This is a genomic window from Paenibacillus sp. FSL R7-269, assembly GCF_000517865.1.
GTDB lineage: Bacteria > Bacillota > Bacilli > Paenibacillales > Paenibacillaceae > Paenibacillus_AQ.
The window spans coordinates 122,120-142,631 of sequence record NZ_ASPS01000012.1 but is presented as its reverse complement, the minus strand read 5'-3'; the positions used below and the strand labels follow the sequence as shown (position 1 = coordinate 142,631).

Below are 20,512 nucleotides of genomic sequence, written 5' to 3'. Positions count from 1 at the left end.
CTCTCTCCGCCACAACCACGTAATTCTTATCAGTAGGTGGACAAAATCCATCTATTTCTTGCTTCCGCTGCACTATCACCCGACTCCACCAACACTAATTACTCCACAAGCATCAGCAGCACCCGTTCTTAGCCTCTATTGAACTATCAGCAGCCATAGCCCCGCCCTTATCCCCCATGCAACTCCCCGCCCCCCCACTCTCCTTGAATTCCTCCATCTGATTCATTCAAATCATCCCCACACCTCCCCTTCCTTACCCCCTGGCAAGCAAAAGCCCCTCGCCTACGCAATTACGCGCATGCAGGGGGCCTCGTTACACTTCTGGCGTTCCGCCAGCTACTTCTTATTCATCTTAAACATCAGGAACAGCTCATTATAGTGGGCAAGCATCCGCTTACCGAGGTTGTCGTAGACCTCCAGCCGGTCAGTGAGCTCGGCGGGCGGGTAGAAGCGCTCGTCGCCGGAGATGTCCTCCGGCAGCAGCTTCAGCGCAGGCACGTTCGGCGTGGAATAGCCGACGTATTCCGTATTCTGGGCCGCCACATCCGGCCGCAGCATGAAGTTGATGAACTTATGCGCGCCCTCGACATTACCTGCTGTGCGCGGAATGACCATGTTGTCGAACCATTTGTTCGAGCCTTCCTCCGGCACGACGAAGTCCAGCTTGTCGTTATCATCCATAATCTCCGAAGCGTCGCCGGACCAGACAATGCCGACCGCCGCTTCTTCGTTGGCGAGCAGCATTTTGACCTCGTCACCCACAATGGCCTTCACATTCGGAGACAGCTTGTTCAGCTTGGCGAGCGCCTCCTGCAAATGCTCCTCCTTCGTGTCGTTGACAGAGTAATGCAGGCTATTCAGTGCCATACCCATGACCTCACGGGCTCCGTCCACGAGGAAGATATTATTCTTCAGCCGCTTGTCCCACAGGGAATCCCAGCTGCTGAAATCAATCCCCTTCGTCATGTCGGGGTTGAAGATGATCCCCACCGTCCCCCAGAAATAAGGAACCGAATACTTGTTACCGGGATCGAAGGACAGATTCATGAACTTGGAATCGATGTTAGCGAGATTCGGCAGCTTGCTGTGATCCAGCGGCAGCAGCAGATTCTCTTCCCGCATCTTGGCGATCGCATAGTCAGACGGGATGACGACATCGAAGATCGTGCCGCCCTGCTCGACCTTGGTCAGCATCGCTTCATTGGAATCGAATGTCTGGTAGATGACCGTAATCCCGGTCTCCTCCTGGAACTGCTTCAGCAGATCGGGGTCCACATAGTCGCCCCAGTTATAGATGGTCAACGTGTTGCCGCCCGAATAGCCCTGGGCTGAGTTCAGCCGGGAGGCCAGGAACATCAGTCCGAAGGCAACGATCAGAATCGCCAGGAACGTATTGACTAGCTGCTTCATCTAGGCACCCCCGCTTCGGCCACCGGCTCGGCAATCTGTACCGGCGGGCGGCTCTTACGCTGGTTCAGGTAGTAATAACCGATGACCAGCAGAATCGTGAAGAGGAAAATCAGCGTCGACAGCGCGTTAATCGACAGCGACACCCCTTGCCGGGCCCGGGAATAGATTTCCACCGACAGGGTGGAATAGCCATTGCCCGTGACGAAGAAGGTAACTGCGAAATCATCCAGGGAATAGGTCAGGGCCATGAAGAATCCGCTGAAGATTCCCGGCTTGATGATCGGCAGAATGACCTTCGTGAGCACATCCCGGCGCGTAGCCCCCAGATCGCGGGCGGCATCCGTTAAGGTCGGGCTCATCTCCTGCAAATGCGGCAGGATCATAATGACCGCAATCGGAATACTGAACGCCACATGCGAGAGCAACACGGAGGTGAAGCCCAGCTTGATCCCGACAATCGTGAACAGGATCAGGAAGGAGGCTCCGATAATGACATCCGGGCTGACAATCAGCACATTGTTCAGCGAGAGCAGCGTGTTTTTGGCCCGGCGGCTGCGGACATGATGAATCGCCAGCGCTCCGATCACCGCTATTATGGTCGCAATAGCCGATGACAGGAGGGCAATGACCAATGTGTTAATCACAATAATCATCAGCCGGGTATCAGCAACCACTTCACGGTAATAATCCAGCGTGAAGCCTTCGAACTTGTGCATCGTGCCGCCGCTGTTGAACGAGTAGTACATCAGATAGAAGATAGGCGCGTACAGCACCAGGAAGACCAGCACCAGATAGATATTGGCGATGCCGTTCTTGTTCTTAACCCTGCGTCTGTTCTTCATCCGCGCACCCCCTTCCGCGAGCCGCCGGTCAGAATCATGAACAGCGCCATAATCGCGATCAGGAACACCGCAACGGTCGAGCCCATTCCCCAGTCCTGTGTAACCAGGAAGTGCTGCTCAATCGCGGTGCCGAGCGTAATCACCCGGTTCCCGGCAATCAGACGCGTAATCATGAACAGCGACAGCGCCGGAATGAACACCGCCATACAGCCGGAGCGTACACCCGAGATCGTCAGCGGAAAAACCACCCGCCGGAACGTTGTCCATCCCGATGCGCCCAGATCGCGCGCGGCATCCACCAGCGACAGATTCATCTCATCCAGAGCACTGAAGATCGGCAGAATCATGAATGGAATGAAAATATAGACCGACACAAACACGAAGCTGAAGCCTGTGAACAGAATCTGCTGTTCGCCCAGACCCACCAGATCAAAGAAGTTATTGACCGGGCCGAAGGTGCCGAAGATCCCGATGAAGGCGTATGTTTTGAGCAGCAGGTTGATCCAGGTCGGCAGAATAATCAGCAGCAGCCACAGCTGCTTGTGCTTCGTTCGCGTTAGCAGATAAGCCGCCGGATACGCCACCAGGAGCGAGAACACCGTGATCAGAAAAGCGTACCAGAATGAATTCAGCATCATTCTCATATAGACCGGTGTGAAGAAATTGACGTAGTTATTCAGCGTCAGCTTCCCCTCCAGATCGAACAGGGAATAGTAGACCACCAGCAGCACCGGCGCAATGACAAACAGTGCGATCCACAGATAGTACGGGATGAGATAATACGACTTCCCCTTACTCATCATGGCTCTCCACCTCGGCGTAAGCCTCCAGACGCTTGTCGAACTCTTCCTCCGTTTCACCGAAACGCATAACATGGATCGCTTCAGGGTCGAAATACAGCCCGATCTCGGAGCCAACCTCCGCCTTGCGGGTAGAATGGACAAGCCATTCATGGCCCGAGCCGTCGTAGCAGCTGATCTCGTAGTGAACCCCGCGGAACAGCTGGGAATCCACACGCACCTTCAGCTTGCCCGCTTCCAGGGTAACAATCTCCAGATCCTCAGGGCGGATCACAGCCTCCACCGCTTCATTCGGCTTCAGACCGGCATCGACACATTCGAACCGGTGGCCGCCCCACTCCACCACATAGTCCTCAATCATCACACCCGGCACGATGTTCGACTCTCCGATGAAGTCCGCCACGAACCGGTTAATCGGTTCATCGTAGATATCATTAGGCGTGCCGCTCTGCTCAATCTTGCCGCCGTTCATGACGAAGATCCAGTCGGACATCGCCAGCGCCTCTTCCTGGTCATGGGTAACGAAGATGAAGGTGATTCCCAGCCGCTGCTGCATCTCCCGCAGAATATACTGCATCTCGGTACGCAGCTTCAGATCAAGCGCAGATAACGGCTCGTCCAGCAGCAGTACCTGCGGTTCATTGACAATGGCGCGCGCAATGGCGACACGCTGCCTCTGCCCGCCGGACATTTCATTAATGGCCCGCTGATCATAGCCGACCAGGTTGACGAAGCGCAGCGCTTCCTGCACCTTTTGCTGAATGACATCCTTCTTCAGCTTCTTGATGCGCAGTCCAAACGCCACATTCTCGAATACGTTCAGATGCGGAAACAGCGCATAGTCCTGAAATACCGTATTGACCTGCCGCTCATTGGCGGGAATGTGGTTGATTTTTTTGCCGTTAAGATAGATCGAACCTTCAGTCGGCTCCGCGAAGCCGGCGATTAGACGCAGAATGGTCGTTTTTCCGCAGCCCGAAGGGCCCAGCAGCGTGTAGAATTTACCGCGTTCAATTTCGAAGCTCACGCCTTTGAGTACAGCCTCTTCGTCGTCGTATTGCTTAATCACCTGGTCAAAAGAAATAATAGTGCCTTCCGGGGTAGCTATAGCTAACAACCTCCCTTACTTATGTAGTACAACCTATTTTACCCGCTTCTTGCGGGAGACAATCCGGCAGCGGCATGCTCAGCACGGATAAGCGACAATTCCTGCCTTGGTCTGGCAGACTTCAATATATAGCATAAAGGAATCCTGCAATATATGCGATAGCTTACATTGTGAAATCACGCACAAAAACTTAACAAGTTCGTAAAATCTTGCCCGCCTCCGGCCTGTTTTGAGGTGCTATAATGAAAACGGATGAAAACCATAAAATTTTTCCTATTTACATGAAAGAAGATGACAAACATGAACGAGGGCTTACAAGAGCGCCTTGAAAAGTTCGGATTATCCTTATATATGATACGGATTACGCTCGCCGCTTCGCTCTCGTGGCTGGCCGTGCACATTATCTACGGGGACCATTACCTGTACTTCGCACCGCTGGCGGCGATTCTGATTACCCAGAGCAGCGTCAAGGCCTCCCTTGAAAAAGGCGTCTACCGCATGACCGGCGTGGTCCTTGGCGGCATCGTCAGCCTGATCGTAGGCAAGTTCTTCGATGTGGGCGCGCTGTCGATTCTGCTGATGCTGCTGATTGGCATTGGGGTGGCTACAGCCTGCCGGATCAATATCCAGGCCGTCTCTCAGATCGGTGTCACCTCGGTGCTTGCACTCACCTTCTATCATGACCAATATATCGTCTGGAGAGTCGCCGAGACGCTGATCGGCGTGCTGATTGCCCTCATCATTAATATGATTATCGTGCCGCCCAAGAGCTTCGTCAAGGTCAAGGACCTGGCACTGAAAGGCAGCCTGACCTTATCCGATGCCTTAACCGGATTCGCTGCAAGCGGCCGGGATGCAGCGCAAGCCAAGGCTGCTCTTGAGCGCTCCGGCGAGCTTCTGAAGAAGAGCGACCGGCTGCAGAAGGAGATGCATTACACACTGTCTCATTACCAGTGCCGTAAGGACATTGGCAAGCTGACACAGTCGACCACCCATCTCATCAAGGTTCACTCCTATGTCAAAGCCATAAGCGAAGAAATCGCTCTGCTGCCGGCCCATTATGCCGCCGCTGATTGGATGCTGGAGGTTGTAACCGCAACGGCAGACTGCATCGCCCTGTATGGCACACGGACGCTATCAGATGCCGAATGCAGCGGACGTTCACTCCAGGAGAGTCTGAGAAGAGCCCGCGACGTGCAGCTCGCCTGGTTCTCGCAGCTGCAGGATCAGTGCCCGCTCGCAGCCTTCCGTGATCTCGGTGCGGTGTTCTCCCACCTGAACCGGATTCTTGAAGAGATCGAACGCGCCGATTACGCCGCGCTTTCCACCGCACCACAGCATGTCAAGACACACCCTGCACGCGCCATCCAATTCATACAAAAAGGACTCTTCCACAAGCTATAAGCTTGGGAGGGTCCTTTTTTTTGTGTTGCCATAACTTTTCGGTGGGATAGGATGCTTGCGGGTAAAGTGGCTTGGGTAGCAGCACGTAAAGTTATAGCAGTTGGAAAAATGACACTTGATTCAGCCGAATTATACGCTTTAATTGAAGCAGTTGGATAAAGTACATCTAATCCGCCGAATTCTCTGGAATCCGTTAAAAGTGGGCAAAATATGTGTTGTTTATCCATCTGCTGTTCCCATAGGCGGCATTCATCCAACAGCAAGTGGACAAAATCCAACTGCTATATAAGACGCATTTAAGATTAGAACTTAAAGCCTGCTCCTCGCTGCGGTGAACATATGCCCCTCCGCTGCTTTTTGCTTTTTCCACCTGCCGGGCGCAGAAGACCGTCCCCCTTTTTCCAGTTCTCATGACTTCCATAAGCTGTAAGCGCTGGGAAACCAGTTTTTTTGTCGAAATAGAGCTGCATATTTTAAGTTTTTTGATAAATAGGCATAATATAGTTGAAAAATAGCTCTTTAAGTACTAGAATTAAGCTTGTTTGCAGAAGTTAATGCCGCACAAGAACTATTTATGACTCTTTTTGTCGATTACAGTCGATCACAATTCATCGCCTCTACAGGATGTATCTCATTGATCTATTTCTAAAGGCAAACTTCCCGAAAGGGCAGGACGCAAAGCCATGGGCCTAAGAACGCCGGAATCTGCGTTTACGGTCGCCAGGCTGCCAATAGAGACCACTTAAGCCAACTGTTTACGGGAAGTCTCCCGGGCTTGATGATGTTCTTTCTCTGTACGAATTGCCATTGATCATACGAAAAAGTGAGGTTACAACCATGCCGCAGCAGGATATCGAACCAAGCCGATATGAATTCGTAGAGTCCCTGATGCACGAACGTAAAGGTCTCCTGGATTCATTCTCTGTGGAGGGCCGGGCTTCTGACGGGACAACTGGGGATAAGAATGGAATTATCCTCGTGCAGGACAACCAGATATTCATTACTCCCCCGCTCCCCGGAGGCACTCCCGCCCGCATTTCTGCGATCCACCCTGTTGTCCTGAAGATCAACTGGAAGACCGTTACAGCGCCAACCGAGGTGACCAAGGCAGATTATATTACCTGGGAGATCTGCGAGAAGCCGCAGTATGAAATTACCGTATCGCCTGACAAGCTCAAGGTCCATTTCACTTTATACCGTGCAGAGAAGTACGCCTGGAACCTGGTCAACTGCCCCGCCGCCTTCGAGGCGGTCGTCCGTGCCCAGCCCAACCCGGCAATGCTGCTGTCCACGCTTACCATAGATCAGATTATCGCCTCACTGGACAACCGTTTTATTTTGCGCAACCTGAATATTCCCGCCCTGTACGCGGAGCTGGAGAACCCTACATATCTTCCCGTATGCATCGCTGAAGGAAGAGCCCCGCTGCCCGGCAAGGAAGCCCGGCTGGAATTGCAGCTGCCGGAGCATACACTGGTGGGGAACGGGATGCTTCATAGACAGGGAAGCCGGGCTCAGAAGCCTGCGGATACCATGGAGTATCTCCGTTTCCCGGGAGCCCCCTTTACCTTTGCAGGTGAAGTCTTCGCCCGCAAACTGCCGCCGGAAGAAGGCATTCCCGGCCTCGACACAGACGGAAGGGTCCTGCCCCCTCCCCCGCCGCAGGATATCTACTTTGCTGCCGGTAATCATGCCAAGCTCCTTCCCTGTGGTAATATCGTAGCCAAGCACACAGGCAGACCCCGTATCTGCGGAGGAAACAGCAGCGTCCGAATCTGTGACTTCCCTCCAGTCTGTCTGCTGACCAGGGAGATGATGGACCCTGGCGGTGACGTTATGTTCGCAGGCGACATCATTGTACCGGGTGATCTGGATGGATCTGTAAGGATCGAAGCCCTGGGGAATGTGTACGTCTATGGCGATATACGCCAATCTACAATTATAGCCACCGGCAGCATTTATGTTAGCGGCCAGGTTACCGGCAGCGGCCTGTACGCCGGATATGCCGGGGTACAGCAGCATCGTTTGCACAGCTTAGCAAGCCTGCTGCGGACAGAGACGGACGGACTGCTTGAGGCAGCGCGCCAGCTGGCCAAGAATGTGGAATCCCGACAGCAATCCGTGAATTACGGCCTGGTGGTTATGCTGCTGCTGGAGGATAAATACAGCCATCTCGACAGCCTGATCCGCGATTTCCAGGCTGCCCTAAGCCGTATGAACGGAGAGTTCGGCTTCGGCACGGACCCGCTCCGGCAGATGCTTGAGGTATTCGCCCATCCGGGACAATACACCGGGTACATTACAGACAGTGTCCTAAGCCGCTTCTCCAGGCTGCTGCTTAAGCTGGGCGAGGAGATTGAGCTGCTCCAAGAGGAGCATGCGGTGATTAACCTTGCCCGGTCGCAGGACAGCCGCCTGGAGTCCGGCGGCAAGCTGCTTGTGCGTGATTCCTGCTAAGACTACTACTAGATAAGGAGAAGTGAGCGCATGCGATATAACCGTCTGGGCAATAGCGGCCTGCAGGTATCCGCCCTGGGTCTTGGAACCAATTCATTCGGCAAACGGGCAGATCTGGAGACCTCGGTCCGCATTCTGCACACCGCTATGGATCAGGGCATTAATTTCATCGATACCGCCAATATCTATGCCGGCTCTGAATCGGAGCGGATCATCGGCCTTGCGCTTGAAGGCAGACGCCATAACACAGTGCTGGCGACCAAAGCCGGATTGCCGAAGCATGAGGGACCCGGCGGCAGCGGCTCTTCGCGCCATCATCTGATGCAGGAGCTGGAAGGCAGCCTGCGCCGGCTGAAGACCGACTATGTGGATCTGTATCAGATCCATACCTTCGATCCCTACACACCGCTGGAGGAAACCCTGCGCACGCTGGATGATTTGATCTCCGCAGGCAAGGTGCGGTATATCGGAGCCTCCAATTATGCCGCCTGGGAGCTGATGAAGGCGCTTGGGATCAGCGAAGCCCGTAACTGGGCGAAATACATCTCTATCCAGTGCAGCTATTCGCTGGCTGACCGTACGCCCGAAGCCGAGCTGCTTCCGCTCTGCCTGGATCAGGGTCTGGGCATCATCCCATACTTCCCTCTGGCGGGCGGTATCCTTACCGGCAAATATTCCGGCAGCAGCAAAGCCCCTGCCGGCTCCAGAGCAGAGACCGATCCGAACTTTCTCCGCTTCCTTACCCCGGAGCGCATCTCGCTCGGGGAGCAGGTTCAGGCGATTGCGGAGGGGCTGGGCACCTCACCTGCGGCTCTATCCCTGTCCTGGCTAATGAACCGGCCCGCGGTCTCCACGGTGATTGTCGGAGCGACTACAGTAGAACAGGTACAGTATAATCTGCAGAGTCTTTCTGCTTCGCCGGATGCGGGGATACTTAAGCAGCTTGACCTGGCCAGCGCCGCCTTCTGTACCGGCGAGCCGTTTGCGGTCTACCGGCTGCCGTAAGCGGTGACGGTGACAGTGACGTTCATATCTATAAACACACAAAGCGAGCTCCCGTAGACGGAGACTCGCTTTTGTGTATTTTGGCTCATGAAGAATGTGTATTATACCGCAGCGATGAACCGCTCCATGTCTTCCTGTACGGTAGTAATACCGCCGATGCCGAAGGTATCTACCAGAACCTTAGCTACGTTAGGCGACAGGAAGGCCGGAAGCGTAGGGCCCAGATGAATGTTCTTCACGCCCAGATGCAGCAGCGCCAGCAGTACGATCACCGCTTTTTGCTCATACCAGGCAATGTTATAGGAGATCGGAAGATCGTTAATATCCGCAAGACCGAAGACTTCCTTCAGCTTAAGTGCTATAACCACAAGAGAATAGGAGTCATTGCACTGGCCGGCATCAAGTACGCGCGGAATTCCGCCGATATCGCCAAGCGCCAGCTTGTTATATTTGTATTTGGCACAACCTGCGGTCAGGATCACCGTGTCACTAGGCAGCTCTGCTGCGAAGTCGGTGTAATAATTCCGGCTCTTCATCCGTCCGTCGCAGCCAGCCATGACGAAGAATTGCTTGATGGCGCCGCTCTCTACTGCTCCAACCACCTGATCTGCCACGTTCATTACAGCCGCATGGGCGAAGCCGCCGATAATCTCGCCTGTCTCAATCTCTACCGGAGCACTGCAGCTCTTGGCCTGCTCGATCAGAGCTGAGAAATCCTTCTCTCCGTCCGCGCCTGCCGCGATATGTTGAATGCCCGGATAACCGGTGTTGCCTGTCGTGTACAGCCGGTCTTTGTAGCTGTCCTTCGGCGGTACGATGCAGTTCGTGGTCATCAGAATCGGACCATTGAAGCTGGCAAACTCCTCATTCTGCTTCCACCATGCATTGCCGTAGTTGCCTACGAAGTGGCTATATTTCTTAAAGGCCGGATAGTAGTGGGCCGGCAGCATCTCACTATGCGTATACACATCCACTCCGGTACCCTCGGTCTGCTTCAGCAGCGCCTCCATGTCCTTGAGATCATGACCGCTGATCAGAATACCAGGGTTCGTGCCTACTCCAATATTGACTTTGGTGATCTCCGGATTACCGTAGGCTGCGGTGTTGGCACGGTCAAGCAGCGCCATCACATCCACGCCGAACTTGCCGCACTCCAGCACCAGAGCCGTCAGCTCACCGCCGTCCAGATTATTATCCAGCGCAGCTGCCAAGCCTTTTTCCATAAAAGCATGTGCCCCAGCTTCATAGAAGCCCAGTACCGCAGCATGCTCCATGTAAGCAGCCATTCCCTTCAGACCATAGGTCAGCAGCTCGCGCAAGGAGCGGATATCCTCATGCTCCGTAGCAAGCACACCCACCGCTCTCGCCTTGTCCATCAGCTCTTCATCCGTCACCGCATTCCAGTTCGCCGCGTCATGCTCCGACAAATAGGCCATTACTCCGGCATCAGCCACTCTGCTGCGCCACAGATCCCGCAGGGCCAATCCTTCCCGGATCTTCGCAGTGAAGTATTCCGGCACGAAGTTGGCATTGGTAATCGTAGCGAACAAGCTCTCTATGATAAATTTCTCCGTCACCGGATCGGTAATCCCCAGCTCACGCCCGCTGCGCGCGAAAATGGCAATACCCTTGAGTGTATACACCAGTAGATCCTGCAGATTTGCTACCTCACTGGTCTTGCCGCATACCCCCTGAATCGTACAACCGGTCCCCTTAGCTGCCTCCTGACACTGGAAACAAAACATTTCGCTCATTACCTGAATCACTCCTTATCATTAATGGAATCGCTCTGTGCCTCGCCTTTACAGTTACCAATAATTGTAGTAGACTTTCGTCTATCAATCGGTAACGAATGTTACCAATCACAACTCTTCGGGAGGAAAAGTATGAGACCGGAGCCTGCTTCGCTGCAAGCCTGCCTGCTATTTCGCGGAAAATCCGCAGATGAGATCGAACAGTTACTGTATACGCTGGTCTACTCTGTCAGCTCCTACCATAAGAATGCGATTATTCTGGCAGAGGGTGATCCGGCGGACCGGCTTGGGATTCTGCTCTCCGGCCGCATCGAGGTACAGAAGACACACCCCACCGGCAGCAGTGTGACCATCGCGCATCTGAAGGAGGGGCAGACCATCGGCGAAGCCGTATTGTTCCGCAGGAATAACACCGTGCCCGCCACCGTCACAGCCACTGGCCCCTGCAAGGTGATGTTCATCAGCAAGCAGGAGTTGCTGAGATTATTCGCGGCCGACACCGATATCCTCACCCGCTTCATCGAGAATCTGTCCGAGCGGCTGGTACTCGTGAACAGGAAGATCGAGAACCTGTCAGCCGGACCGTTGCGCCGCCGTATCGTAGACTTCCTGCTAGAGCAGGGAGAGCAGCAGGAATCCGATACCTTGAAGCTTCCCTTCAGCCGGAAGGAATGGGCCGAGCATATGAACACCGCCCGCCCCTCCTTGTCGCGGGAGCTGGGATTCCTGCGCGACCAGGGCTGGATCGAATTCAAGGGCAATGAAATCACCCTGCTGAACCGGAGACGGATGCATGATTACATCCAGACTCTGCCTTCTTCGGCAGGCAATCTATAGGAACCACAAATGACTGAGGAGGATACAAGCATGCCACCGTCCACTGCACAACAGATCGACCAGCTGCTGACTGAGCACAGGCAATGTTTCGCCAGCGGAGTCACGAGAACCCCCGGCTTCCGGCTGGAGCAGCTTCGAAAGCTGAAGGAGGCTATCTCGCGCAATGAAGCCCGGATTATTGCTGCACTGAACCAGGATCTGCATAAAAGCGAGTTCGAAGCTTATGCCACAGAGATCGGATTCACGCTGGACAGCATCGGCTATATGATGAAGCACCTGCGGCGCTGGATGAAGCCGGCGAAGGTAGGCTCACCGCTGCACCTGTTCCCGGCGCGGAGCAGAATCATAGCCGAGCCTTACGGAACGGTGCTAATTATCGGGCCGTTCAACTACCCGTTCCAACTGCTGATTGAACCGCTGATCGGCGCCATCGCCGCCGGGAACTGTGCCGTACTGAAGCCCTCTGAGAGTACACCCGCCACCTCCGCTGTTATCGAGAATATGATCCTGGAGACCTTTGATCCCGCCTATATCCGGGTGGTACAGGGCGAGAAGGAGACGACGAATCTGCTGATTCATGCGGCGTTCGATTATATTTTTTTCACCGGGAGTGTACCTGTAGGCAGAATTGTCATGGAAGCGGCAGCGAAGAACCTGGTGCCCGTCACCCTTGAACTGGGCGGCAAAAGCCCCGTAATCGTAGACCGGAGCGCCGACCTGGAGACCGCCGCGAAACGGATTGTCTGGGGGAAGCTGATCAATGTGGGGCAGACCTGTATTGCGCCTGATTATCTGCTGGTCCACAGCGAGGTGGCAGCGGAGCTGATTGAGCGGATGAAGCGCTGCGTCACCGATTTCTATGGCACCGACATCCGGCACAACACAGACTATGGGCGGATCGTGAATGAACGCCAGCTGCGGCGGATCGGAGAGATGCTGGAACGGGACCGCGATAAGCTGATTTTGGGCGGGACAGTGATCCCTGAGGAGCTGTATATCGAGCCGTCCCTGATCTATCCGGCGGATTGGAATGACGCTTCCATGGAGGACGAGATCTTCGGGCCTGTGCTGCCGATTATGGAGTATACCCGGCTGGAGGAAGCCATCCAGAGCATCAACGCCCGTCCGAAGCCGCTCGCTCTCTATCTGTTCACCCGCGATAAGCAGGTGGAGCAGCAGGTGATGACCGAGGTGTCCTTCGGCGGCGGCTGCATTAACGATACCATCTCCCATGTAGCCAGTACCCGGCTGCCGTTCGGCGGTGTCGGGAATTCCGGGATCGGCGGCTACCACGGCAAATACAGCTTCGACCTCTTCTCCCATCACAAAAGCATTGTTAAGCGGGGCACCCGGTTTGACCTCGGCATTGTCTACCCGCCCTACGGCAGCAAGGTCAAGCTGGCGCGGAAGCTGCTGAAATAGCGTAGTGGCAGGAGCAAAAAGCACAAAGGAAACCTCTCTTATATAGAAGGAAGGTTTCCTTTGTGCTGCTCGGGTGATTCTATTTATTGTCCCACTTCAATAATTGATAATTCCAATCTCCAAAAAAATCTTTATCGTCAAGCACGTTATGATAAATAGGACCGAGGAAAGTATGTATTAATTCCATTGCATCTCGGAATGTGGGTGAGTGTTCCAATTTCAGATTTCTTATAAATGCTTCCCACATGCCTTTCTTGATTCCGCCAGCTGAAAATTGAACTTGCTTCGTGCGGGGTGACAAGTGCGGCACAGGAACCTTGATCGCCTAGCCGGGCGATTCACCCCAGTTTAGTGCTCTAGTTATTAGATCAAGTAATCCGCCTTAGCGTGTAGCATCGGCCCAACCTTTAGGGCCTTTTGTTTCTTCCCTTTCTACAAAAAACGCCCAGGCGGAAACTACTTGAACGCTTTTTAATTACTCCTCCATAGTTAGTAACTTCCCCATATGTTTTTGTTTAGATGCAATTGTTTACTTATTAATATATCTATAGTAATATTTACCTTGTAATTATATTCATTTTATTGAATAGGAGTTGTTTTTGTAATAAAATATACCTTTTTTTTGTTTTATTCTAAACCAAGTTTAACTTCAAATATTATGCAGAAAAGAGGTTTTAAATTGAAAAGTAAAACTATTAAAGCTATCTTATCCCTATCTATAATTGGAACTCTAGCAGGCACAATATTTATCGGAAATGCTGATGCTGATTTATTTGGATATAAACGTAAAAGTGGTGGTAATTTTAGCGCGTGGTATGACTCGTCAGTGGCATCATACGGTTATACAGGTGCTTACGATACAGCACGTTCTAATTGGGGGGGGATTACTTCCAAAGTTTCTATTGGTAAAACTTCATCACCTGATGGATATAGTACTGATGAGTTCTATGTTGGGACTACAAGTGATCCTAAACTGATGGGTTCAAATACTTCCTATACTGTTGCATGGCCAGTAAATAATCCTGTTAATAGATATGAAAAAAATTGGGATTATTCTGTTAATTCTTTGTATCACAATAACGTTTATGTCCCTAGTAACGATGCCGCCACTGCTTTTAAAGCTCGATATACAACAACACACGAAATCGGTCACTCTTTAGGATTAGATCACACCACAGGTACAAATGCTCAAAATTCTTTAATGAAAGGTAGTTTTACTGGTTCCGAAACATCCCACAGTCCTACAACCTATGATAAAAATCAATTAAAATCTCTTTATGGAAATTAACTGAGGGAGGCTGTATATGAAAACTTTAAACATTCGTAAACCGTCCCATATGTTCTTAACGATTCTACTTTTATTATTTGTATTCGCTGGTGCCTATTATTTTTTCATTTACAATTCAGTCAAAAGCACAGTAATTAACACAGCGGCTGTATATCCTGACTACGCAACAGAAGAAGCACTCTTCAATGAAGCAGACTTAGTTGTAGTTGGCTCCACTGATCAAAGCTTTGAGGATCGGGAACACATTAGTGTAAATTACCCAACAGGAGCAATTCAGGACTTCTATACAAAAACTGATTTTTTGGTAAAGCAGGCTCTAAAGGGTGATGTGCAAAATGATTCAATAATTAAAATCGGGGAACCCATAAGTTATGTTCAAACACTTTCAGGTAAAAGCAAGATAACAAGAGATGAGTATACGGAATTACAACAATCTAGCGAATACCTACTTTACCTTAAACAAAATTCAGAAGGACTTTACTTTATTATCGCTGCCGAGATGGGCAAATATAATATTGATAACACCGACCTCAATGAAAGCCTGAATGAAAAACAACAACAAATCAAACAAGAAATAATTAATAACAACATTTTTGACAATATCGATATTCAGTAGTCAAAGTCTAGCTGATCATAGAAGTGGTTCTTGCAATTCTCTTCACATCTAAAGGTTAACCTCTTCTGGGGCTCAACCTTTTATATGTTCCACCAAAAGAACTGGCGCTAGCTGGTTCTTTTGGTGCATATCTGCGTTAATCTGTATAGAATTCTGCCGTAAAAAAAGATATGTCTTCTTTCATTCAGAGCAGTTCTCCGCTTAAACGTCTCAGATTATTCGTAACCATCTACAGCACCTCCAGATAACTATCCAAAATTGATCTTACCCTCAGTTTATCTGCATATCTAAGCAGTCGGGTGTAATTCTTTCTTTTACTGGAAGAGTAGTTATTGAGACTTTCTTTCACAACATTTGCATCCAGTTTATTTCTGTATTTCACGATATCGCAAATGGTCCGCTCCAGATTGTATACATTGATAATATGACCTTCCTTATCGATCTGTTCAACGCCCATAGTAAAGGAAACATCGTCGTATGAGAAAAGTCGGATAGGCGGATATTCCGGGAGTAGAGGCTTTCTGGACTTACGGGATACCGCAAAATTATATTCACCTGAGGTATACGTAGTTAGTTCATGATGAGCAAGAGCCGAGTACAAACAAAGGACACCATTAGGCACAAGGAGGGAAGCCTCCACGATCTCATCTACAACATAATTAATATCCCTAAGCGCATAGAGTCCACGTTTCAGTCTGATAATCTCCCCCCTCTCTTCGAGCTTACGAAGCTTGTAGTAGCTGACCTGATTTTCTTTGAGAATGGTGCCGTTGGCAATCCCATTATATGTTTTAAACAGATCTATAACCTCCGGATAGAGTTCAGCCTCACTCCCAGTCGCAGACTTGATAGCCTCTATAAGCCCATCCAGATTTTTTATATTAGGATAACGATAAATCAATTCAAAAAAATCCTCTTGTTGCATATTGAGATGCTCCAAAATCTCTGAAAATCCTTTTTTAATATGAATGTAATCTATATCTCCAGCTTCAGGCACCATTATCACCTCCACACAATAAATGTACTCACATTCAAATAAGTGTGTACATTTAAGTATAAATTATACCTTTATTATCAATTTATATCCACTATTTGTACACACATAAGATAAATAAAATACATTCCCCATGCCCAGTTCACCTCAACCCGCAATCCGCCCCGCCACCCAGCCCGCGACCTCTTTCTCCGGAATAGGCTTGCTGATATAGTAGCCCTGAATCTTGTCACAGCGGGTCCGCTCCAGAAAAGCAAGCTGCTCCGGGGTCTCCACCCCTTCAGCGGTAACATTCAGTCCCATATCATGGCCGATGGTGACGATGGAGCTGGCCAGCGACATATTGTTCGGGGTATCAATGCTGTCGATGAAGGACTTGTCGATCTTCAGGGTAGTAATCGGGAGCTGCTTCAGATAGCTGAGTGAGGAATAGCCCGTTCCGAAGTCATCCAGCGCAATACCAATGCCCCTCTCCTTGAGCGCCTCCAGCTTGGAGCTGATCGCCTCGAAGGATTCCATGAATATTGATTCCGTAATCTCCAGCTCCAGATACTCCGGCGCAAGCCCGGTATCCTCCAGCACGCTCAGCACCATCTCCGTGAAGTCCTCCAGCATCAGCTGAATGACCGAGATATTAACCGAGATATGGTAGCCCTCATAGCCCTGATTCTGCAGATCCTTGGTGAACCGGCAGGCGGCACGCAGCACCCACTCACCTATGGGAACGATTAAGCGGCAGTCCTCGGCAATCCGGATGAAGGATAAGGGGGAGACGAAGCCGAGCACCGGGCTGTTCCAACGGATCAGCGCCTCGAAGCCCCAGATCTCGCCAGAGCCGGTATCCACCAGCGGCTGGTAATGCAGCGACAGCTCATTATTGGATACCGCGCTTCTCAAGTGATTCTCAATAATCATCCGTTCGTCAAAATACTGCTGCATCTCATGCCCGTAGATCATATAGCTGCCCTTTCCCGCTTCTTTGGCCTTGTACATGGCAATGTCGGCATTCTTCAGCAGCTCTTCCGCATTCCCTCCGTTCTCCGGGTACTCCGCAATTCCAATACTGGCCGAGATATGCACCACACTCGCATGAAGCTGGAATGGCTCCTTGAAGCCCTGTACCAGGGAATCCGCATAACGGATCACCTCACCCGCCTCAGCCACATCCTTGAACAGAATCACAAACTCATCACCGCCGAAGCGGAAATGCTTACTGCGCCCGTCAGCGCGGCTAAGCAGCCGTTCACCGACCTGCACCAGCAGTTCATCCCCGAAGGTATGGCCCATGGAGTCATTAATGTACTTGAAGTTATCGATATCCAGGAAGAACAGCGCCGCATGGCCGCCGGAATGCTCCTCAATGAACCGCTGCAGCTCCTCGGATAACGACAGCCGGTTCGGCAGACCGCTAAGCACGTCATTATAAGCAAGCAGCCGGTATTTCTCCTCACTGGTCTGCAGCAGTGCCTGATTCTCCACCACCTTGTTATACTGCTCCAGCAGCTCATCCTGTAGGGCAGTCAGCTCCTCATAGGTCGATTCCAGCTCCTGATAGCTCGTCTGCAGCTTGCTCTCATAGCCCTTGCGGTCCGTTACATCAACCATCGACCCAGCAAACCGGATATATCCGCCGCCCGCATTACGCAGCACCTTGCCCCGCGCCTGAAACCACTTGTATTCGCCCGCCTTGCTGCGCATCCGGTATTCAGCGTAGTAGTAAGAAGAACGACCCTCCAGATGCTGAATGCGCAGCCGATTCTCCTGCTCGGCATCCTCCGGATGGAGGATATCCCGCCAGCCGCCGCGGCTCTCATTCAGCTCATCCCGGGCATATCCGAGCACCTCATACCAGCTGTCCGAGAAATAATAGATCATCGTAGACATATCAACGTCCCAGATTACCGCATCCGAGCCGTAGGTTGCCAAGCTGAAGCGTTCATTGCTTTTTTCCAGGTTGCTTCTAATCCTTCTGACCAGCTGCACATAGAATAACAACACCATAATGAAGGTTACCAGCACCGCAAAAGCAGCCACGATGCTTAGCACCAGCACCTTGTAGGTCTGATAGAAGGAGAACGGCTCGTTAATCACTTCGCTGCCCTTCGGCAGCTTCTCCGGCGATATCTTGAAGCGCTGCAGCTCATTATAATCAAATACCTTGCGTACACTGCTGTCGGTCACCACCGGGATATCCCCGGCACGCTCCCCCTTCAGGATACGCAGCGCCTGATCGGCCGCCGTCTGCCCCTGCATTCTGCCGCTGATCAGGCTCCCGCCGAAGGCCCCATGGTTCAATCCAAAATCATAAATATGATACACCGGAACACTGCTGCTCTTGCCCAGCTCGCTTGCGAACCTGTCGAACTCCACAATTCTTCCGGTAGAGTCACTATAATATGTAGTCATCAGTATAATACTGTCCGGGGACAGCGCCGATGCCGTAGCTTTGATCTGTTCCATGGACAAGCGGTTCATGGGGAACAGCGCAAGCTCCGGATTCAAGGAGCTAATCTGATCCATCACCATCCGGCCGGTCGACAGCCCGCTCTCCGAATTATCGAAGACGACATACACCTTTTTCAGCGAAGGGTTAAGGTCCATGGCCATACGGATGGTGGGGGAAGCATCGATTTTCTCAATAACGCCTGTCATGTTGCGCTTATCCGGGATGCTGTCCACCCCCAGCTCGTTGACCCCGCTGAAAATAATCGGAGCATCGTTCAGAAGCTCATGGCGGTACTTCATCGCGAAGCTCAGCGCCGCATCGTCTGTTGTAATGATCGTTTTAATATGGATGTTCTGATACTTGAAGCGGATGGTTTCGTAGAAATGTTCGAGGTTCCCCTGCGTGGGGTACCTTTTCCAGTCCATGTATTCGGTGTAGATGACGGGAGGATTAGCGGTACCTTTGAGACGTTCCTCTATGCCGGCACTTTGGTCATCGGTCCAGGCGAAGCCCTTCTGATAGGAATGCAACACCAGCACGTTCCGGGCGGGAAGCTCCTCGGCTGCGGCGAATGCAGCTCCTGCCGGGCCTGTTGTACACAGGAAGATCATCAGAGGCAAGAGTACACTCCTTAAAAACCTGAGATGAATATGATCTACACTCATTCGCACACTCCCGTTCATCTATCTCATAATCGGAATCTGACAAGTCGAAGGATAATGTATACATGGGGCTTCATTACGGGGACTGCTTTGATACAATTATAGGGGGAAAAGGTGTTTTTAGAAACAACAAAAAGCGACAGCAGCCGTAGATATTGGACAGAGCAGACTGCTAACGTTAGAATGAATCTGCAGTTGACTGCTTAGACAGGAGGCCTGGCCATGCCGACCATCAAAGACGTTGCGCTGAAGGCTGGCGTATCGGCAACCACCGTATCCCGGGTACTGAACAACAGGGGTTACTTAAGCGAGGAATTGAAGCACAAGGTACACCAGGCGATGGAGGAGCTGAATTACCGGCCGAACGAGTTGGCACGCTCCCTCAGCCGCTCGAAATCCAACATTATCGGACTGATTATTCCGCATGTATCTTTGCCTTTTTTCGGCGAATTGACCAGTCATATTGAAGAACATGCCTACCGGGAGGGCTATAAGCTGCTGCTCTGCAATTCGTGGCAGGACAAGCAGAAGGAACAGGAATACATCCACATGCTGCGCGCAAGCCGGGTAGATGGCATTATTATGGGCAGCCATACGCTGGAGGTTGAAGCCTACCGGCAGATGAATCTGCCGCTGGTGACGTTTGACCGGCAGATCTCACCGGATATCCCTTATGTCTGTTCAGATAATTATGAGGGAGGCCAGCTGGCTACAACTCTTCTGATCCAAAAAGGCTGCCGCCACCTCGCCCATATCGGCGGGCATCCCAAGCTGAATATCTTATCCCATCTGCGCTGCGTGGCGTTCGAGGATACCGCGAAGCAGCACAGCCTGGAGTATGTCACCCTCCATACCGACAACAACAGCTTCGACTTCGAAGCTTACGAGCAGCTGCTCGGGCAGCTCTTCCTGGAGCATCCTGAAGTGGACGGGATTTTTGCAGGCAGCGATATCATTGCCGCCTACGCCCTGAAGGCCTGCCGCACCAGAGGACGGCGCGTCCCGGAGGATGTGAAGATCGTCGGCTATGACGGCATCGCGCTCCGCAGCCTGCTCGACCCGCCGATCACCACCATCCGCCAGCCGATGGAAGCGATGGGCCAGCTGGCAGTGGACCTGATTCTGCAGCTGGTGCAAGGCCACAGCGTGGCCGCTGCGCATATTCTGCCTGTGGAGCTGGAGGAGGGGGGGACTACTTGAGGGGGGGCTTCCACTTAACTGGAAATCCTGCCTTTTTACGGTTTTTAATTGTACAGCATACATCTATCGCCGAAAGTTGGCCTCGAACAAAACTCCATACATCGCTGCATATATGAGTGTAGCCGAACAAGCCTCTGCATAGCTGCAGAGGCTTGTTTAATCTCAATTGTGTTAGTGGTCTACTCCGTGTCATTGGCACAAACCCGTATCATCTTTTAGTTTAACCGAGGTTTTCAAAGAATGTAAAAGTGCATTAACAGCATCAAA

The 20,512-nt window shown here is 51.7% G+C and carries 15 protein-coding genes and 1 riboswitch; of the genes, 8 read left to right on the top strand and 7 right to left on the bottom strand.

All coding sequences use genetic code 11. The features are described from left to right. Window positions 1-336 precede the first annotated feature (336 nt). The 4 genes from C162_RS05275 to C162_RS05260 are packed head-to-tail and all read right to left on the bottom strand — an operon-like array spanning window position 337 to window position 4,169. Entirely contained in the window at window positions 337-1,410 is a 1,074-nt protein-coding gene (locus C162_RS05275) for an ABC transporter substrate-binding protein (RefSeq protein ID WP_036692040.1), read from the bottom strand. Next, the gene (locus tag C162_RS05270; protein ID WP_036692038.1) at window positions 1,407-2,252 is read right to left on the bottom strand and encodes an ABC transporter permease; all 846 of its coding nucleotides are present in this window, start codon (window positions 2,250-2,252) and stop codon (window positions 1,407-1,409) included. Before C162_RS05270 ends, C162_RS05275 begins: the two co-directional genes overlap by 4 nt. Beyond that, window positions 2,249-3,055: an ABC transporter permease gene (locus tag C162_RS05265; RefSeq protein WP_036692036.1), complete on the bottom strand. Its 807-nt coding sequence runs from the start codon at window positions 3,053-3,055 to the stop codon at window positions 2,249-2,251. Before C162_RS05265 ends, C162_RS05270 begins: the two co-directional genes overlap by 4 nt. Next, complete coding sequence (locus C162_RS05260) at window positions 3,045-4,169, bottom strand: ABC transporter ATP-binding protein (RefSeq protein ID WP_200869182.1); 1,125 nt, start codon at window positions 4,167-4,169, stop codon at window positions 3,045-3,047. The genes C162_RS05265 and C162_RS05260 overlap by 11 nt, the downstream gene beginning before the upstream one ends. Before the next feature lie 291 nt (window positions 4,170-4,460). Between C162_RS05260 and C162_RS34115 the strand changes: the two genes are divergently transcribed. From C162_RS34115 to C162_RS05245, 3 genes are all read left to right on the top strand, one after another. Next, window positions 4,461-5,564, top strand: a complete 1,104-nt coding sequence (locus C162_RS34115) for an FUSC family protein (protein ID WP_051493248.1) — start codon at window positions 4,461-4,463, stop codon at window positions 5,562-5,564. Between the two features lie 640 nt (window positions 5,565-6,204). After that, window positions 6,205-6,297, top strand: a riboswitch (cyclic di-GMP riboswitch). Window positions 6,298-6,401: 104 nt separating this feature from the next. Beyond that, window positions 6,402-8,021 carry a flagellar assembly protein A gene (locus tag C162_RS05250; RefSeq protein ID WP_036692033.1) on the top strand — a complete coding sequence of 540 codons (1,620 nt, stop codon included), beginning with the start codon at window positions 6,402-6,404 and terminating at the stop codon, window positions 8,019-8,021. A gap of 30 nt (window positions 8,022-8,051) precedes the next feature. Continuing rightward, on the top strand, window positions 8,052-9,026 hold the full coding sequence (locus C162_RS05245; RefSeq protein WP_036692032.1) for an aldo/keto reductase: 975 nt from the start codon (window positions 8,052-8,054) through the stop codon (window positions 9,024-9,026). A gap of 101 nt (window positions 9,027-9,127) precedes the next feature. Here C162_RS05245 and hcp read toward each other — a convergent pair whose 3' ends face one another. Continuing rightward, on the bottom strand, window positions 9,128-10,780 hold the full coding sequence (gene hcp / locus C162_RS05240; RefSeq protein WP_084648829.1) for a hydroxylamine reductase: 1,653 nt from the start codon (window positions 10,778-10,780) through the stop codon (window positions 9,128-9,130). Between the two features lie 132 nt (window positions 10,781-10,912). Between hcp and C162_RS05235 the strand changes: the two genes are divergently transcribed. From C162_RS05235 to C162_RS05220, 4 genes are all read left to right on the top strand, one after another. Further along, entirely contained in the window at window positions 10,913-11,617 is a 705-nt protein-coding gene (locus tag C162_RS05235; protein ID WP_036692029.1) for a Crp/Fnr family transcriptional regulator, read from the top strand. A 9-nt stretch (window positions 11,618-11,626) separates the two neighbouring features. After that, window positions 11,627-13,039 (top strand): aldehyde dehydrogenase, encoded by a 1,413-nt coding sequence (locus tag C162_RS05230; protein WP_327196375.1) that lies wholly within the window; start codon window positions 11,627-11,629, stop codon window positions 13,037-13,039. A 679-nt stretch (window positions 13,040-13,718) separates the two neighbouring features. Then, the gene (locus C162_RS35220) at window positions 13,719-14,327 is read left to right on the top strand and encodes a matrixin family metalloprotease (protein WP_162174442.1); all 609 of its coding nucleotides are present in this window, start codon (window positions 13,719-13,721) and stop codon (window positions 14,325-14,327) included. 16 nt (window positions 14,328-14,343) lie between these two features. Beyond that, window positions 14,344-14,943 carry a hypothetical protein gene (locus C162_RS05220; protein WP_036692024.1) on the top strand — a complete coding sequence of 200 codons (600 nt, stop codon included), beginning with the start codon at window positions 14,344-14,346 and terminating at the stop codon, window positions 14,941-14,943. Between the two features lie 229 nt (window positions 14,944-15,172). Here the strand turns inward: C162_RS05220 and C162_RS05215 are convergent, their stop codons facing one another. Together C162_RS05215 and C162_RS34110 are read right to left on the bottom strand one after the other, a co-directional pair. Further along, the gene (locus C162_RS05215; protein WP_051493247.1) at window positions 15,173-15,943 is read right to left on the bottom strand and encodes a type IV toxin-antitoxin system AbiEi family antitoxin domain-containing protein; all 771 of its coding nucleotides are present in this window, start codon (window positions 15,941-15,943) and stop codon (window positions 15,173-15,175) included. 141 nt (window positions 15,944-16,084) lie between these two features. Beyond that, on the bottom strand, window positions 16,085-18,994 hold the full coding sequence (locus C162_RS34110; RefSeq protein ID WP_235218360.1) for an ABC transporter substrate binding protein: 2,910 nt from the start codon (window positions 18,992-18,994) through the stop codon (window positions 16,085-16,087). Window positions 18,995-19,267: 273 nt separating this feature from the next. Here C162_RS34110 and C162_RS05205 point away from each other — a divergent pair, with 273 nt between their 5' ends. Further along, entirely contained in the window at window positions 19,268-20,245 is a 978-nt protein-coding gene (locus C162_RS05205; RefSeq protein WP_036692019.1) for a LacI family DNA-binding transcriptional regulator, read from the top strand. Window positions 20,246-20,512 lie beyond the last annotated feature (267 nt).

Bases quoted from the DNA above. Each gene is read 5' to 3' on its own strand.
- C162_RS05265 (WP_036692036.1), bottom strand. From the start codon at position 3,055: ATGATGAGTAAGGGGAAGTCGTATTATCTCATCCCGTACTATCTGTGG.
- C162_RS05250 (WP_036692033.1), top strand. From the start codon at position 6,402: ATGCCGCAGCAGGATATCGAACCAAGCCGATATGAATTCGTAGAGTCC.
- C162_RS05215 (WP_051493247.1), bottom strand. From the start codon at position 15,943: ATGGTGCCTGAAGCTGGAGATATAGATTACATTCATATTAAAAAAGGA.
- C162_RS05270 (WP_036692038.1), bottom strand. From the start codon at position 2,252: ATGAAGAACAGACGCAGGGTTAAGAACAAGAACGGCATCGCCAATATC.
- C162_RS34115 (WP_051493248.1), top strand. From the start codon at position 4,461: ATGAACGAGGGCTTACAAGAGCGCCTTGAAAAGTTCGGATTATCCTTA.
- C162_RS05245 (WP_036692032.1), top strand. From the start codon at position 8,052: ATGCGATATAACCGTCTGGGCAATAGCGGCCTGCAGGTATCCGCCCTG.
- C162_RS05275 (WP_036692040.1), bottom strand. From the start codon at position 1,410: ATGAAGCAGCTAGTCAATACGTTCCTGGCGATTCTGATCGTTGCCTTC.
- C162_RS05230 (WP_327196375.1), top strand. From the start codon at position 11,627: ATGACTGAGGAGGATACAAGCATGCCACCGTCCACTGCACAACAGATC.
- C162_RS05235 (WP_036692029.1), top strand. From the start codon at position 10,913: ATGAGACCGGAGCCTGCTTCGCTGCAAGCCTGCCTGCTATTTCGCGGA.
- C162_RS34110 (WP_235218360.1), bottom strand. From the start codon at position 18,994: ATGATCTTCCTGTGTACAACAGGCCCGGCAGGAGCTGCATTCGCCGCA.
- C162_RS05205 (WP_036692019.1), top strand. From the start codon at position 19,268: ATGCCGACCATCAAAGACGTTGCGCTGAAGGCTGGCGTATCGGCAACC.
- C162_RS05220 (WP_036692024.1), top strand. From the start codon at position 14,344: ATGAAAACTTTAAACATTCGTAAACCGTCCCATATGTTCTTAACGATT.
- hcp (WP_084648829.1), bottom strand. From the start codon at position 10,780: ATGAGCGAAATGTTTTGTTTCCAGTGTCAGGAGGCAGCTAAGGGGACC.